The 15,368-nt window shown below is 62.9% G+C and carries 11 protein-coding genes; 1 reads left to right on the forward strand and 10 read right to left on the reverse strand.

All coding sequences use genetic code 11. From position 1 onward, the window contains the following. Positions 1–72: 72 nt before the first annotated feature. From RHIBR816_RS0119445 to RHIBR816_RS0119490, 10 genes are all read right to left on the reverse strand, one after another. Complete coding sequence (locus RHIBR816_RS0119445) at positions 73–1,197, reverse strand: sugar ABC transporter substrate-binding protein (RefSeq protein ID WP_018238258.1); 1,125 nt, start codon at positions 1,195–1,197, stop codon at positions 73–75. A gap of 305 nt (positions 1,198–1,502) precedes the next feature. Next, positions 1,503–2,558 carry a LacI family DNA-binding transcriptional regulator gene (locus RHIBR816_RS0119450; RefSeq protein ID WP_026187205.1) on the reverse strand — a complete coding sequence of 352 codons (1,056 nt, stop codon included), beginning with the start codon at positions 2,556–2,558 and terminating at the stop codon, positions 1,503–1,505. 218 nt (positions 2,559–2,776) lie between these two features. Continuing rightward, on the reverse strand, positions 2,777–3,169 hold the full coding sequence (locus tag RHIBR816_RS0119455; RefSeq protein WP_018238260.1) for a hypothetical protein: 393 nt from the start codon (positions 3,167–3,169) through the stop codon (positions 2,777–2,779). Between the two features lie 237 nt (positions 3,170–3,406). Next, entirely contained in the window at positions 3,407–4,102 is a 696-nt protein-coding gene (gene urtE, locus RHIBR816_RS0119460) for an urea ABC transporter ATP-binding subunit UrtE (protein WP_018238261.1), read from the reverse strand. A gap of 16 nt (positions 4,103–4,118) precedes the next feature. Further along, positions 4,119–4,871, reverse strand: coding sequence for an urea ABC transporter ATP-binding protein UrtD (urtD, locus tag RHIBR816_RS0119465; protein ID WP_026187206.1), 753 nt, complete (start codon positions 4,869–4,871; stop codon positions 4,119–4,121). 5 nt (positions 4,872–4,876) lie between these two features. Further along, a complete protein-coding gene (gene urtC, locus RHIBR816_RS0119470) occupies positions 4,877–6,034 on the reverse strand; it encodes an urea ABC transporter permease subunit UrtC (protein WP_018238263.1) in 1,158 nt (385 codons plus the stop codon). Next, positions 6,031–7,647, reverse strand: coding sequence for an urea ABC transporter permease subunit UrtB (gene urtB / locus RHIBR816_RS0119475; protein ID WP_018238264.1), 1,617 nt, complete (start codon positions 7,645–7,647; stop codon positions 6,031–6,033). Before urtB ends, urtC begins: the two co-directional genes overlap by 4 nt. 85 nt (positions 7,648–7,732) lie before the next feature. After that, positions 7,733–9,025: an urea ABC transporter substrate-binding protein gene (gene urtA / locus RHIBR816_RS0119480; protein WP_018238265.1), complete on the reverse strand. Its 1,293-nt coding sequence runs from the start codon at positions 9,023–9,025 to the stop codon at positions 7,733–7,735. Positions 9,026–9,202: 177 nt separating this feature from the next. Continuing rightward, complete coding sequence (locus RHIBR816_RS0119485; RefSeq protein WP_018238266.1) at positions 9,203–11,260, reverse strand: hypothetical protein; 2,058 nt, start codon at positions 11,258–11,260, stop codon at positions 9,203–9,205. Positions 11,261–11,279: 19 nt separating this feature from the next. Beyond that, positions 11,280–11,840, reverse strand: a complete 561-nt coding sequence (locus tag RHIBR816_RS0119490) for a nuclear transport factor 2 family protein (protein WP_018238267.1) — start codon at positions 11,838–11,840, stop codon at positions 11,280–11,282. 238 nt (positions 11,841–12,078) lie between these two features. Between RHIBR816_RS0119490 and RHIBR816_RS0119495 the strand changes: the two genes are divergently transcribed. Beyond that, positions 12,079–15,261, forward strand: coding sequence for an adenylate/guanylate cyclase domain-containing protein (locus RHIBR816_RS0119495; RefSeq protein ID WP_018238268.1), 3,183 nt, complete (start codon positions 12,079–12,081; stop codon positions 15,259–15,261). The last annotated feature ends 107 nt before the right edge of the window (positions 15,262–15,368 follow it).

Genomic DNA, 15,368 nt, shown 5'->3' on the forward strand with positions numbered 1-15,368 from the left:
CCGTCGCCTCGCTCCCGGTTTGTTGCCGCGCGCCAACGCACGCGGCTGGTGCTCAGGAAAGCGTAATGCGACCTACTGGTTTTCCTTCGTCTGCCCCATGATCTCCTGGGCGGTGAAGTTGATGCCGCAGGTCGGGAAGGCGTTGCCGACGAAGAAGTTATCCGACTGGTCGGGATAAAAATCCTGGCCCTCCTTGAAGTTCGGATCCTCGACGATCGCCAGCGGCAGCTTGATCGACTGCGGCACAACCTGTCCCTCGAGCGCTGCGATCGCCGTCTTGATGGCGACGGCGACCTGCGCCGGGCCGGTGCCCGCCGACGAGCACTTCAACCCCTCGCCCGCGTGCTTGGCGCAGAACTTGCGGAAGCCGTTCTCCGTTTCGCCGCCAAACGGCACAAAGGGATGGCCGGCATCGATCATCGCCTGCACGACACCGGTATCGCCGCCCTGCGCGGTGATGCCGTCGAACTTCTTGTGCACGGCGATCGCGTCCGCCGTCGCCTTCTGCGCGGTCGGGTCGTCCCACTTGCCGATCACCTCGACGACATCCCATTTCTTGCCGGTTGCCGCGAAGGTTTCATGAATGCCGTTGTGGCGGTCGGTATCGACCGACGTACCGGCGACGCCCCGCACCTCGAGGATCTTGCCGCCCTCCGGAATATGCTTGGCGAGCCAGTTCGCCCAGAGCACGCCGAGGCCTTTCTGGTCGACGTTGACGTTGATGGCGTCCTCGGTGTCGAGAATGTTGTCGAAGGCGACAAGGACCACGCCGGCTTCCTTGGCGCGCTTGATGACCGGACCGAAGGCGGTCGGGTTCTGGGCATTGACGATGATCGCGTCATAGCCGGAATCGATGAAGTTGTTGATCGCCGATATCTGCGCCGGCACGTCCTCGCCGGTGGAAACAACCTTGAATTCCTTGAGCTTGGCGGCAACGTCCGGCTGCGCGGCATAGGCCTTGGCCGTCTGGATCATCTGGATGCGCCATGTGTTGGCGATGAAGCCATTGGCGAGCGCGATCCGATAGGGGCCGTCCTTCTTCGGGAACTTGAAGAACTTGGTCTCGGCCGACCATGGCGCGAAACAATCCGGTTCGGCAGCCGGACCGCTGACGACTTCAGGCTCTGCGTAGCCGGTGGTGGATAGAAGTGCGAGTGCAGCGGCCGCGAGAATGCCGCTGACGAACGTTCTGGTCATCGAATTCCCTCCCGTTATCGTGCGGGGACAGGGCATCGAAATAGGGTGCAAGACATCGATGTTCGCCGCAGACACATCTGCTGGCTGGAGCACGGAGGTTCATGTGAACGCACGGTGCTCCCTGGCTTCCGAAGCATCGTTCGGTTCAGTTGCCTGAACTCGGAATGCTCCAGCGGCCGATCCGGCACGACTATCGATACGCGAGTCCGATGACGCCGCACAGGCTCCTCCCTGAGGCGTCCGAGGCGAATGGTAGCGCTACCAACTTCCCTTGTAAAGAAGCGGTTCCGCGCCGGCTCGGCCAATCATTTTTCCGGTCCCCTCCGCCTCGTGCTTTCGCGTATTCTGAGCTCGAATCCGAGATCCACGACGCTTTCGCGCGGCCGCTCGCCGGCAATAGCGGCAAGTGCCATCGCAATGGCGCATCTGCCAATCTCGTAGCGCGGCGTGCGGACGCTGGTGATCGATGGAAAGGCGACCGACATCATATCGAGATCGTTGAACCCGGCGATGCTGATCCGTTCCGGAACGTCGATCCCGGCACGTTGGCAGGCAAAAAGAACACCAAGCGCGATATCGTCGTTGTTGCAGACGATCGCGTCGACATCGGGCTCGGATTCGAGAATGCGATGAAGGAGGCTGACGCCCATCGACGCGCTCGAGGGTGCCGCGGTGGTCGTGACCCGCGCGGTTCGGCCGGCCGCCTCCATCACCGCCCGGTAGCCGGCGAGCCGGCGCTGCGTGCGCGGGTCCATGCGCGCGCCGAGAAAGCCGATCTTCCTGCAGCCGACATCGACCAGGTGGCGGGCAACCGCCTTTCCGGCTTCGAAATGCGAGAAGCCGACCATCATGTCCACCGGATCGGGCCCGATCTCCATGATCTGGACAACCGGGCAGCCGGCCTCCTCCAGGAGCCGCCGCGTGGCAGGTTCCTGGTCTATGCCGGAAACGACAAGGGCTGCCGGCCGCTGCCCGAGAAAGACCCTGAGCAGCCGCTCTTCCTCCCGCGTGGAGTAATGCGTGTTCCCGAACTGGATCTGCAGCGGGCAATCCTCGAGGCCATCATGGATACCGCGCAGGACTTCCGAGAAAACATTGTTGGTGAGCGATGGAACGAGAACGCCGATGACATCGGCTCGCGCCGACGCAAGCGCGCGAGCGCTGGGATTGGGCACATAGCCGAGCTCCTCGACGGCGGCGGCGATGCGCCGGCGCAGATGTTCGGATACGCGCTCTGGATCACGCAATGCACGCGATACCGTTATGCTTCCGACACCGGCCCGCCCGGCGACATCGGCGAGCGTCGGACGACCGCTGCCCCGCCGCGTCCGGTTCTTAAGGTCACTTCCGTCCGACCCCACACTCCGCCCCAATCCGGCGCGTCCAGGACAAATATCGGCGGGGGATGCATGCGCGCGCACGTCGCTCCCGACACTCCGTTTCAACGAACGGAGGAATGCCCCGCCCCCCGCATCTTACGGCGCGCGAGATGAAATGAAAGGCGTCTGTTGGATTGCGATGCAGCCCGTCACAAGAGGACAGCGCATCCGGCGGTTGCGCTGTCCTCTAAAACTTCGGATCAGGCTTCCAGTCCTGGGCGATGGGGCTGATTGAAACTCTCGGCGAAGGCCTCGATGGAGCCGCGTCCGTAGCGCCTTACGCGCCGCCGCACCAGAACGGACATGACGCGGGCGGCGGTGGAGACGGTCATCTCGTCGAGAGGGCCCGTGCCGCTCCAGGGCTTCGTCAGCCGGTCGGTGACGATGCCGAGCATGTTTGCGGGCATGATGTCCGTGCAGGGTTTCATTCTTTCGAAAACGGTGCTGATCGGCACCACCTTGCCTTCGAAGGGAACGATCGGCTCGGGCATGTCTTCGTCCCAATCGTCATAGGCTTCAAGCGCATCCCTGAAGAGGGTCTGCAGGGTGATCGGGGCATGCCCTTCATAAAGGGCGGGCAGGAAATTCGTCATTAGGGTCTCCTCCGCGTGGTTAGGCCGGAAACGCGAAATGGCCAATTCTGTCAGCGGTAACGGTTTGTGATGCTCCTTCATAAAACGTGCAGCGGCAGTATGGTTCAAAGCACAGGAGCGCGCAAACACAATCGATTAAAACGGTGGATTTTCTGCCGTAATCCCGAGACTCGATACCGCCACCGCCGACTCAAGTTGCTGATTTGCCGGGCGGAATTTGCGCCTGTGGAAAACCGGCTAAACCGTCAGGTGCCGGCGCGCTTCCGGCGTGTCCAGCGTCTCCGCCGCCCCCTCATGCACGAAAGCGCCGCGGTCCATGATGTAGACCTGGTCGGCAAGCTCGCGGCAGAAATCGAGATATTGCTCGACGAGCAGGATCGCCATGCCGGTCGAATCCCTCAAGTATTTGATCGCCCGGCCGATGTCCTTGATGATCGACGGCTGGATGCCCTCGGTCGGCTCGTCGAGCACGAGGATCTTGGGTCGGGTGACCAGCGCCCGGGCGATGGCGAGCTGTTGCTGCTGGCCGCCGGAGAGATCGCCGCCGCGCCGGCCAAGCATGGTCTGAAGCACCGGGAAGAGGCTGAAGGTATCGTTCGGGATGGAGCGCTCGGCCCGCTTCAGCGGCGCATAGCCGGTTTCCAGATTCTCCTTCACCGTCAAAAGCGGAAAGATCTCGCGACCCTGGGGCACGTAGCCGATGCCCTGCTTCGCTCGCCGGAACGGCGCCAGTCCATCGAGCGCCATGCCGTTGAAGGAGATCGCGCCGGAACTTACCGGGTGCTGGCCGGTGATCGCCCGCAACAGGCTCGACTTGCCGACACCGTTGCGGCCGAGCACGCAGGTGATCTTGCCCATCTCGGCCTTGAACGAGACATTGCGAAGCGCCTGGGCGGCACCGTAGTGCAGATTGACGTTTTCGACGCTCAACATGGTGTGCCCCTCCCGCTTACCGGCCGAGATAGTTCTCGATCACCTTCGGATCGTTGCTGACGAAATCGATCGAGCCTTCCGCGAGCACCGAGCCTTCGGCGAGGCAGGTGACCTTGACGCCGAGGTCGCGGATGAAGCCCATATCGTGCTCGACGACGACGACCGATCGGGTCCTGGCGATTTCCTTCAATAGGACCGCGGTTTCCGCGGTCTCCGCGTCGGTCATGCCGGCGACCGGCTCGTCGACGAGCAGCAGTTCCGGCTCCTGGGCGAGCAGCATGCCGATCTCCAGCCATTGCTTCTGGCCATGCGAGAGGTTGGCGGCGAGATCGTCGCAGCGCGCCGTCAGCCGCACGGTCGCAAGAATCTCCTCGATCCGCGCCTTGTCCTCGCCCGTCAGCCGGTAGAACAGTGTCGCGAAGACGCCGCGGCTGCGGTTCAGCGCCAGTTCGAGATTGTCCCAGACTGTGTGGTTCTCGAAGACGGTCGGCTTCTGGAACTTCCGGCCGATGCCGAGTTGGGCGATCTCCGCCTCGTCCTTCCTGGTGAGATCGATGTCGCCCTTGAAGAACACCTCGCCCTCGTCGGGCCGGGTCTTGCCGGTGATGATATCCATCATCGTCGTCTTGCCGGCGCCGTTCGGGCCGATGATGGCGCGCAGTTCCCCCGGCTCGACGATGAAGGAGAGCGAGTTCAACGCCTTGAAGCCGTCGAAGGAGACGGAGACGCCGTCGAGATAGAGCAGGCTTTTCGGTTTCTTCTCGGTCATGGCGATCACTCCGCGGCCATCGGTTCGGCGAGGCCGGTCTCGTTCTCGAGTCGGCTGGCGGCACGATAGGCGCGGCGCCTGGCAAGATAGTGCTGGGCCGTGCCGACCACGCCCTTTGGCAGGAACAGGGTGACAAGCACGAACAGCCCGCCGAGCGCAAAGAGCCAGAATTCCGGGAAGGCGGCGGTGAAGATGCTCTTGCCGCCGTTGACGAGAATGGCGCCGATGATCGGGCCGATCAGCGTGCCGCGGCCGCCGACCGCGGTCCAGATGACAACCTCGATCGAGTTGCCCGGCTCGAACTCTCCCGGATTGATGATGCCGACCTGCGGCACATAGAGCGCACCGGCGACACCCGCCATCATCGCCGAGACGGTGAACGCGAAGAGCTTCATGTGCTCGACCCGGTAGCCAAGGAAGCGGGTGCGGCTTTCCGCATCGCGAAGCGCCACCAGCACCTTGCCGAATTTCGAGCGCACGATGCCGGACGTCACGACCAGCGAAAGGGCGAGCGCCAGTGCCGAGGCCGCGAACAGCGAGGCGCGCGTGCCGTCCGCCTGGATGTTGAAGCCAAGAATGTCCTTGAAATCGGTCAGCCCGTTATTGCCGCCGAAGCCCATGTCGTTCCTGAAGAAGGCGAGCAGCAGCGCATAGGTCATCGCCTGGGTGATGATCGACAGATAGACGCCATTGACGCGCGAGCGGAAGGCGAACCAGCCGAAGACGAAGGCGATGAGCCCCGGCACCACAACGACCATCAGCGCCGCGAACCAGAACATGTCGAAGCCATGCCAGAACCAGGGCAGTTCCTTCCAGTTCAGGAACACCATGAAATCCGGCAGCAGCGGATTGCCATAGGAGCCGCGCGCGCCGATCTGGCGCATCAGGTACATGCCCATCGCATAGCCGCCGAGCGCGAAGAAGGCGGCGTGGCCGAGCGAGAGAATGCCGCAGAAGCCCCAGACGAGATCGAGCGCCAAGGCGAGTAGCGCATAGGTCAGGTATTTGCCGAAGAGCGAGACCAGATAGGTCGGCACGTGCAGCGGATGATCCGGTGCGGTCAACAGGTTGAGCGCGGGTACGAGCGCGGCGAGCGCCAGCAGGATCGCCACGGCGATGACGATGGTTCGATCCAGCGATTTGACGAGAAACGAGGTGATCATGCTTCCACCGCCCGGCCCTTGAGTGCGAACAGCCCGCGCGGCCGCTTCTGGATGAAGAGGATGATCAGCACCAGCACGAGGATCTTGCCGAGCACGGCGCCGGCATAGGGCTCCAGGAACTTGTTGAGGATGCCGAGCGAGAAGGCGCCGACCAGCGTGCCCCAGAGATTGCCGACGCCGCCGAAGACCACGACCATGAAACTGTCGATGATGTAGCCCTGGCCGAGGTTCGGCGAGACGTTGTCGATCTGCGAGAGCGCGACGCCCGCCATGCCGGCGATGCCGGAGCCGAGTGCGAAGGTCAACGCATCGATCCAGGGCGTGCGGATGCCCATGGAGGAGGCCATGCGCCGGTTCTGCGTGACCGCCCGCATCTGCAGGCCCATCGGGGTCTTCTTCAAGAGGAACAGCAGCGCGGCGAAGACGGCGAGCGCGAAGAGAATGATCCAGAGACGGTTCCAGGTAATCGTCAACCCGCCAAGCTCGAAGGCGCCAGACATCCAGGACGGGTTGCCGACCTCCTGGTTGGTCGGACCGAAGATCGTTCGGACCGATTGTTGCAGGATCAGCGAAATGCCCCAGGTGGCGAGCAGCGTCTCGAGCGGGCGACCGTAAAGGAAGCGAATGACGCCGCGCTCCATCGCCAGCCCAACCGCACCGGTGACCAGGAAGGCAAGCGGCAGCGCGATCGCCAGCGACCAGTCGAAGAGACCCGGATAGGAATTGCGCAGGACCTCCTGCACGAGGAAGGTCGTATAGGCGCCGAGCATCACCATCTCGCCATGCGCCATGTTGATGATGCCCATGACGCCGAAGGTGATCGCCAGGCCGATCGCCGCGAGCAGCAGCACCGAGCCGAGGGAGAGGCCATACCAGACATTCTGGCCGGCGGCCCAGAGCGCCTGTGTCTGCTCGATGCTGGCGAGCGCCGCTTCGATTTCAGGCTTCAGCGTCTCGTCGGCCGAGCCGAGCGCCGATGAAAGGATGGGAAGCGCCTCGCGGCCGCCCTTTTCCCGGAGCAGCCGCACCGCCTCCTTCTTCTCCGCGGCGGGCCGGTCGGACATCAACAGCGTCGTGGCGCGCGCCTGTTCGAGCAGGGCGCGCACCTCCGCATCCTTCTCGGCAGCGAGCGCGCTTTCGACGGCACCGAGCGCATCGGCGTTCGGAGACTGCAGCACGGATTGGGCGGCCCTGAGGCGTGCTTCGCGGTCGGGGCTCAAGAGCGTCAGGCTGCCAAGCGCGGTGCGGACCGCACGCCGCACGCCATTGTTGACCTTGACCTTGGAAAGCGCCGCCTTCTGCGCCTCGCCGGCGCTTTCGCCGGTGACCGGGTCGGTGAGCGTCAGCGTCGCACCGCCCTCCTTCGTTAGGAACACTTGGCCGTCCGCCTTGCGGGCATAGAGATTGCCTTCGCCGAGCGCTTCGAGGATGGGGACGACCTTGGGATCGCCCGTCTTTGCCAGGGCGGCGATGTGCTCGTCCATGTCGGACAGCTTCGCCTCGCCGAACGCGTTCACCAGCTCGCGCAGTCCCTCCTCCGCCCGAAGCCCCGAGGTCGGGATCGCGGTGAGAAGAATCAGGGCAAAAAGCACGGTTTGAAAGATGCGGTACATTCGCCATCTCGCTTGGCATCTGCAGCAAATCCCCGCCCGAACGGGCGTCCGGACGGAGGGAATTTCGAGCTATCGCGTCATGAAATCACGAACCCTTGCCGCCGCACTTGCCCGTGGCCACGTTGAAGTTGCCGCAGGACATCGGCGCCCGCCAATCGGAGATCAGGTCCTTGGAGTCCGGCAGGTAGTCCGACCACTCGTCGCCGACCACCAGGCCGGGTGTTTCCCAGACGGTCTCGAACTGGCCGTCCGACTGGATTTCGCCGATCAGCACCGGCTTGGTGATGTGGTGGTTCGGCATCATCGTCGAATAGCCGCCGGAGAGGTTCGGCACCGAGACGCCGATCATCGCGTCGAGCACCGCGTCGGTGTCGGTGGTGCCGGCCTTTTCGACCGCCTTCAGCCACATGTTGAAGCCGATATAATGCGCTTCCATCGGGTCGTTGGTGACCCGCTTGTCGTTCTTGGTGTAGGCCTTCCAGGTCTTGATGAATTCGGCGTTGGCCGGGTTGTCGACCGACTGGAAATAGTTCCAGGCGGCGAGATGGCCGACGAGCGGTCCGGTGTCGAGGCCGGCAAGCTCTTCCTCGCCAACCGAGAAAGCGACCACCGGGATGTCTTCGGCCTTGATGCCCTGGTTGCCGAGTTCCTTGTAGAAGGGCACGTTGGCGTCGCCGTTGATCGTCGAGACGACGGCGGTCTTCTTGCCGGCCGAGCCGAACTTCTTGATGTCGGAGACGATCGTCTGCCAGTCGGAATGGCCGAAAGGCGTGTAGTTGATCATGATGTCCTCGGGCTTGACGCCCTTGGAGACGAGATAGGCCTCGAGGATCTTGTTGGTCGTGCGCGGATAGACGTAGTCGGTGCCGGCGAGCACCCAGCGCTCGACCTCTTCGTTTTCCATCAGATAGTCGACGGCGGGGATCGCCTGCTGGTTCGGCGCGGCACCCGTGTAGAAGACGTTGCGCTGGCTTTCCTCGCCTTCGTACTGCACCGGATAGAAGAGGATCGAGTTCAGCTCCTCGAAGACCGGCAGCACGGACTTGCGCGACACCGAGGTCCAGCAGCCGAAGACGGCCGAGACCTTGTCGACCGAGACCAGCTCGCGTGCCTTTTCGGCAAAGAGCGGCCAGTCGGAGGCCGGGTCGACGACGACCGCCTCGAGTTTCTTGCCGAGCAGGCCGCCCTTCTTGTTCTGCTCGTCGATCAGCATCAGCATGGCATCCTTCAGCGTCGTCTCGGAGATCGCCATGGTGCCGGAAAGCGAATGAAGAATGCCGACCTTGATCGTGTCCTCGGCGGCAAAGGTGCCGTTGAACGCGGTCGTCGAAAGGACGGCGGCGAGGAATGCGCCGGTGACGCGTGCCCTTATAATCATCTGATTGAACCCCTCTAGCTCTGGTCGCCGCAACGGAGTGCTGGTTCTCCTTGGCCGTTGCTTGAGGGATCATCGACGAGCAGCGTTGCACTGCACATACGTCATTCTACGTAGGCGACTGGGGGAAGAAGGAAGTCCTGGAAACCGAAGCACGTCGGCTGCTGTTATCCGTAGCTGTCAACGGAGGTTTGCGGAGGCAGGAGCGCAGGTGACGTCGGTGTGGATCACGTGATCTTCTGTCCCGAATGCAATGCCGTTGTAGTCGAAGCAGAAGCGCTTCGGCAGGATGCGGAAGAGGTATCGCTTGCCGCAGGCGGCCGGGATTTCGATACTGTAGCGCCGCGGTGCGGAGGCAGGGAGCGGCTCGGTCCACTTCCGGTGACCGACGAACGAGGCGTCTTGCACGAGAGACGTGGAGCCGGAAAAGCCGACCTTTCCCACGATGGTCGCGAGGCGATCACCCCGGGCCTCGGCCATTGTCGGAAAATCATCGCTACGGGGAGCGGTCGTCTGCGAGATCGCTTCCGTCTTGATGGCGATATTGAAACGTACGTCGTCGCGTTCGGGCACTTGACCGTAGCCGTTCAGATATGTCCAGGACAGCCGGATCGCATGCTTGAACCCATCTCTCGGCGCAGACAGGGCGACGATCTCGGTTGCAAGGTCCTGGGGAACGTAGCCGTCACCGGTCCGGCCAGGAGACGGACAGGCCGTGTAAAGGGGCCGGTAGCCGCATTCCGCCCCGCCTGCATCCCACAGGCACTGGCTGAGCGCTTGCCATTCGTCGTCGGTTACTTCCGGCGATTGTTCCGAGAGATCGCCGCCGTAGTGCGGCAGCATCCACGGATGGATCTTGCCTTCGCCGCCTCTTGTCGCCCAGACCGTCCGGTGCTCGCCCACGGCCGCCAGAAATTCTCTCTGCCCGAGAAGCGGCAGCGCTCGCTCCGGAGACAGTATCGCGGTCGGCTTCTTTCCCGCCGCGTCGGCCGCGAAGCGCTGGCCCGTTTCTTGCGTCGTCAGCACGTGGCATGACGTGCATGGATGCCCCGGCAGGGAGACGACCTTTGCCTGCGTCATCCGCGCCCTTCGAGCCGCCGTGTAGCTGGAGCCGATGACCCGGAACGGAGCTTCGGCTCGCCCTTTCCGCTGCGGCAGAAACGTTCCGAGACCGAACGCCGTCGATCTCTCATCCTTGTTGCCGCGAAGATACCCTACCCTTGCCTGCTTGACGTGCGGACCGATGACATAGGGCTCCTTATTGTCGTGGCAGGCGAAGCAATCGACCCGGAACGACTTGTCGTACATATCCTCGGTGCGCGACCTGCCTGCGGCGTCGGCATAGGACTGCCCGCCTGGCGGCGGAAACGTCTCCCTCCAATCGAAGGTTTCACGGTCCTTCCGCCCGTCGATGAAGGCGATCTCCCCGGTGAGCTCGTTGAAACCGATTGCGCCGTAAAGGGCGAATCTGGGATCCCACTCCTGCCAGTAGGGATCACTGCTCAGTTCGAGGTTCTTGGACGACTTCCTGCACAGAAACAGCCACTCCACGGGGCCGCGCGCGACGCGGCTCAGACGGGAGTTCATGCCGCAATAGGTCACCATTCCGGCGAGCGAAGGCTTGTCGCATCTGTCGACCTGGTCCGTCCATTTGACGTGCCGTCCGCTCGCGTCGACGTGCTCGAACTGCAGGGCGTTCGAGTTCGCGGGATTGCGCCTTAGCTCGACGAGATTGCCGTCAACTTCGAGACTGAGGCGCCTCGATCCTTCCGCGAGGCAATCCCCCGCGGGCACCGGCCCGAACACGGCACGAAGCTCGTCGCCGAACTTTGTGATCGGCGCCTCGGTGGCTGCGGCCGGTGCCCATAGCAGCTCGCGGTTCCAGGCCTCCAGAGCCTCGGCGAAGCCGTCGGTGCGACCGAAGGGCCATAGCCGCGCAACCAGATCGCGAATGGTAGCCTCGGTCGACTGGAATCGCAGCACCATCTCGCGACAGGCGTGGAACGTATCGTGAGGCGTCGGGCGACGCTGCGATTGCTGGGCGGAAGCGACCTGTCCGGGCTCGACGAGGCCCGGAGGAGGTATGGTGCATCCCGTGGACGGCTCGCAGCCAGAGCCCGAGGTGCATTGCGACCGACGGCGCATCGCTTCAACAGCGATGCCGAAATCTTCCCCCTCGGATGCGAAAGCAACCGTGGTCGCGCCGAAAAGGGCGAAGAGCAGAAAGCACCGGCGCATGCGGCTTCCTTCCGCGGACCTATCTGGCCATCAGACTGGGGCGAGCGTCGACCGGCGTGACGACGAGCCTCTGCATTACGAGATTGTTCCTGCGAACCAGGGTGGCAGATATGAACGCCAAGTAGTCAGGCTGGGATGAAGACATATCTACCGACTGGATAAACACCACGGCAACCATTTTTACCTCGATCGCATCGTCGCGCTTGCCTATGAGGTAGTTGCCCAGCAGCCGCCTTGTGTTGAGTCCTCTCTCGGTCAAAGGCCTGAAGACACTGTTGAAATGGTTCGCGATCTCCGTGGGAGTCTTGACGACGACATCCGGTTGAGTCGCCCCGGTCTTGCACAGCTCATACGAACCGTCATCGCTGAACAAGCTGCTCAGCACGGCCGTATCTCTGTTGTCCATTGCCCAGCCATATCTCGCCATCAGGTCTATGACCTCGTTGCGCTCATCATTCGTCACGCCGGCGGGCTGGAAGCTCTTCCACGCGTCGCCTGCGGGACACTGCGCAGCCGCGATTACAGGCATGCCTAACACCAAAACTGCCGCAGGCAGCAAACACTTGATAATGTTGCGCATGGGAACACCTAATTGGCTATGGGCATTCGAGCCCGGTTAAAAGCGAGAAGACTGCAAAGCATTTCGATGCCATGCTGCGGGAATCGCGCGAAAGAGCACGCGACTTCCTCCGCCAATGCGGCTGCATCGGCGACCTGGAAACTTCGGCTTTCAAAACAGGATTTTTCCCGTTACTAATGTAGCTTCATTGCAATAAAAGCGCAAGTTGAGGGCCTTCGCGTCGCGTGACGGGGGTACGATGAGCGATGTCGGAAAATGGCTGCAGGACATCGGGCTCGGCGATCTGGAGCAGAGTTTCGCGCGTGCCCGGGTCGATCTCGACAGCTTGCGCCTTCTCACCGAGGCCGACCTTCGGGAAATGCGAATTCCGGTCGGCCAGCGCCGCAAGCTGCTCGCTGCAATTGCGGCGATGGAGAGGACGCCCAAGTCCGATCACGCTCAAACGAGATCCCCAGAACGCCGTCAACTGACGATCCTCTTCTGCGACATGGTGGGCTCCACGGACTATGCCGCACGGCTCGATCCCGAGGACTTCAGCGTCCTGACGCGCACTTACCTCAACAGCTGCAACGGGCTCGCGAAATCGCACGGCGGCCTGGTCGCGAATTATGTGGGGGATGCGTTTCAGGTCCTGTTCGGCTATCCGGTGGCCGAGGAGGATGACGCGGAAAGGGCGCTCCAACTCGCCTTCGACATCCTGCGCGTCGTTCCTGAGATCGAAGCGCCGGACCATTCGCGCCTCCAGGTGAGGATCGGCATTGCGAGCGGCCTCGTCGTGGTGGGCGACGTGGAAGGGGCGCCGGCCGGCGTATCGACGGTAGCCTTCGGTTCCGTCCCGAACCTCGCGCAGCGGCTTGAAGCGATAGCAGGGCCACAGACCATCGTGACCGACCGGGTCACCCACGAGATGGCGCGCGGCTGCTTTTCGTTCACCGATCTTGGCGAAACGAAACTGAAGGGGTTCGCCACGCCCATCCATCTTTGGCGTGCCGACAAGCCGATATCGGTCAGCAGCAGGTTCGCCCGCAAGGACCACCTGACCGCGTTTGTCGGACGCCAGGACGAGATGCGGCGGCTCTTGGAGTTCTGGCAGAATGTCTCTCAGGAACGACGCGGAGCGACCGTCCTGATCAGCGGCGAGCCGGGCATAGGCAAGTCCCGGCTTCTCTTCGAGTTGAAGGAAGCGCTTTTTGGCGCGAAGGCGTTGACCGTGCAATGCTCGTCAGCCTACGCCAACAGCGCTCTCTTCCCCTTTCTTCAATTGTTTCGCCAGGAGGAAGGAATATCCGGCGGCGATCCGCCAGCGATTGCCGCCGGCAAGCTCGAAGCAGCCTTGTCGGCAAGCCGGGTGCCGCTTGCGGAATCCTATCCGATCTTCGCCCGACTGTTGAATATCGAGCAGGCAGACTATCCCCCCTCGACGCTCTCTCCGCCGCAGCAACAGCTGACGGTTCGCCGCGCATTTATCGATTGGCTGATGGGCCGGGCGGCAGCAGGAGCCATGCTGATAGCCATCGAAGACGAACAATGGATCGATCCTTCTTCGGCGAATCTGCTCCGCGGCCTGATCGAAGAGACGCCGAACTTGCCCCTCTTGCTCGTTGTCACCACCCGCGAAGACGCGTTGAAATCCGGTCGCCCGAAAGCCGGCCCGGAGGACATCAGGCTGGCACGGCTTTCGCGGAGCGAGGCGAACGAACTGGTCCGTGAGGCGGCCGCCGGCGTGGTGCTGGGGGACGAGGTGACGCATGCCGTTCTACGGAAGGCGGAAGGGGTGCCGCTCTTTTTGGAGGAGCTCGCTCGATCGACCGCCGAACTTGCCGGCACCGTCTCCCATCGAGACGGCTCCCATCACGCCGATCTTTCTGTCCCAAATTCGCTTCAGTCCTCGCTGCTGTCGCGACTCGACAAACTCGGTCCGGGCAAGACCATCGCGCAGGTCGCCGCCGTTATCGGCCGTGAGTTCGATGTGCGGATGCTCGCCGATGTTGCCAACATGCCGATGGAAGCGCTGAAGCCGGAGCTCGAGCGCCTGACCGCAGTGGGCCTGGTCGCTCCGCAACCTTTCTCGGACTGGCCGAGATACAGTTTCACCCATGCGCTGCTTCAGGAGGCGGCAAGCGGCGCCCTGCTGCGGGACAGGCGCCGGCAGCTGCATGCGCTGGTTGTCGATGCGATGGAGCGCACCGAGCCATCGGCAGCCACCGATCACCCCGAGGTTTTGGCCCAGCATCTCGGCGAGGCCGGACTCTATGAGCGCGCCGCCGATCACTGGCTCACGGCGGGTCTGAAGCTCGGCGCCACGTGGGCAAAGCAGGAAGCGGCCAATATGTACGCCAGGGGACTGGAGTGCATCCGCAAGATGCCCCCATCTGCCGACCGCGACCGCAAGGAACTCAGGCTCGAGCTTGAGCGTGGTGATGTGCTCTACGCGACCTATGGTTACATGACGCGCGAGGAAAGCGCTGCCTATGGCAATGTCATGCGTCTGAGCGAAGCCTTGGGCGATCCGGAGGCGGCGATCCGGGCTCTCGACGGGCTTTTCGGGACGGCCTTCAATTCGGCACGCTTCAGGGATGCCGAGTGGGCGAGCCATCAGCTCCTGGAGGTCGGGAACAAGCAGGGCAACCTCAAGGCGCTTGTCCTTGGAACGCAGTTCCTGGGCATGTGCGCGTTCTCCCAAGGCCATTTCGCACTGGCAAGAGATCTGCTCGAAGATGCCCTGAGACATCGCGAGGCGGCAGAACGGATCGGCAGCGATTTTCCCAGCATGGCGATGATCTATCTCTCCTGGACGCTGCAATTATTGGGAGAGGAGGAAAGCGCATTGTCGCTCTTCCTGCAGGCGGAAGCGGACGCCAGACGACAGACCGATTATCGCCTCGCCGCCTGCCTTGGGAACGGTTGCATCCTCATGGCGCTGCGCAACGACCCGCAGACGATGGAGCGCCTCGTCGACGAGCTTATGCCTCTTGCCAGGAGGAACGGGTTCCAGCTTTGGCTGAACATGGGATCGTTCTTCTCCGGCTGGCTGCTCGCAATGAAAAGGCAGGGAACGTCCGGCCTTGAGCAGATGCGCCATGTCTGCGACCACATGGGCGAGCAGGAAATTGACAAGACCTGCTATCTGGGAATGCTCGCACACGGCTACGCACAACTCGGTCTCGATGCGCAGGCATTGGAGGCGATCGAGCAAGCCCTGGAGCTGGCGAGAAAGACCGGAGAGAACTATTTCACGGCCGAGTTGCTGCGGCTGAAAGCCGAATTGCTCTTGCGATCCGGCGACGGCCAAGCACAGTCCCTCCTTCGTCGGTCACTCGCGCTGGCGCGCCGGCAGGCAGCGAGAACGTGGGAGCGACGGGCCGGCCAATCGCTTGCCGCAGTGAAAGCGAAGCCTCCAGGTCAAGGAAAGAGTACCTGATCGAACTCGGCCCGTTGCCCGTCGAGCCATCGCCGACCGCAGGCGAGCTCGCCTCGACGTAAGGCATCCTTTTCGCATCGCAAAGTGACCCGGAAAGCGCGACCGAT

The sequence above is a fragment of the Ensifer sp. BR816 genome (assembly GCF_000378985.1).
Classification (GTDB): Bacteria; Pseudomonadota; Alphaproteobacteria; order Rhizobiales; family Rhizobiaceae; genus Sinorhizobium.

Excerpts from the sequence above, each read along its gene's own strand:
- urtA (WP_018238265.1), bottom strand. The coding sequence starts at position 9,025 with ATGATTATAAGGGCACGCGTCACCGGCGCATTCCTCGCCGCCGTCCTT.
- RHIBR816_RS0119495 (WP_018238268.1), top strand. The coding sequence starts at position 12,079 with ATGAGCGATGTCGGAAAATGGCTGCAGGACATCGGGCTCGGCGATCTG.
- RHIBR816_RS0119490 (WP_018238267.1), bottom strand. The coding sequence starts at position 11,840 with ATGCGCAACATTATCAAGTGTTTGCTGCCTGCGGCAGTTTTGGTGTTA.
- RHIBR816_RS0119455 (WP_018238260.1), bottom strand. The coding sequence starts at position 3,169 with ATGACGAATTTCCTGCCCGCCCTTTATGAAGGGCATGCCCCGATCACC.
- RHIBR816_RS0119445 (WP_018238258.1), bottom strand. The coding sequence starts at position 1,197 with ATGACCAGAACGTTCGTCAGCGGCATTCTCGCGGCCGCTGCACTCGCA.
- urtC (WP_018238263.1), bottom strand. The coding sequence starts at position 6,034 with ATGATCACCTCGTTTCTCGTCAAATCGCTGGATCGAACCATCGTCATC.
- urtB (WP_018238264.1), bottom strand. The coding sequence starts at position 7,647 with ATGTACCGCATCTTTCAAACCGTGCTTTTTGCCCTGATTCTTCTCACC.
- urtE (WP_018238261.1), bottom strand. The coding sequence starts at position 4,102 with ATGTTGAGCGTCGAAAACGTCAATCTGCACTACGGTGCCGCCCAGGCG.
- RHIBR816_RS0119485 (WP_018238266.1), bottom strand. The coding sequence starts at position 11,260 with ATGCGCCGGTGCTTTCTGCTCTTCGCCCTTTTCGGCGCGACCACGGTT.
- urtD (WP_026187206.1), bottom strand. The coding sequence starts at position 4,871 with ATGACCGAGAAGAAACCGAAAAGCCTGCTCTATCTCGACGGCGTCTCC.